This is a genomic window from Streptomyces sp. P9(2023) (assembly GCF_032436795.1).
Lineage (GTDB): Bacteria > Actinomycetota > Actinomycetes > Streptomycetales > Streptomycetaceae > Streptomyces.
In genome coordinates this window covers 1-250 of record NZ_JAUPWM010000703.1, presented here as the reverse complement: position 1 = coordinate 250, position 250 = coordinate 1, and the positions used below count along the sequence as shown (strand labels likewise).

1 protein-coding gene is annotated in these 250 nt (G+C 38.4%); it reads right to left on the bottom strand.

The genetic code is table 11. The features are described from left to right. On the bottom strand, nucleotides 1-250 hold a 250-nt coding region (locus tag Q5762_RS39165), incomplete at both ends, for a hypothetical protein (protein ID WP_315897088.1).

The window sequence follows — 250 nt, the reverse complement described above, 5'->3', positions numbered from 1 at the left end:
CATAGATACTTTCAAGCCTATTCCTTATCAATGCTTCATTGTCCATTCTCACCGACAGCTTGATTCGACAATCTTCCTTGAAGTCTTGCTCAATGATTTTGGCATCGAAATCTTTGATAATCCGCATGACTTCCCCGAGCAATTCGTATGCAAAGTTAACAATAATTTCAGTATTTACAATTTTTTCTATCACATTGACAATCTCCAAAGCTGAAATAGTCGCATTGCGATAAGCAACAATGAGCCCGCC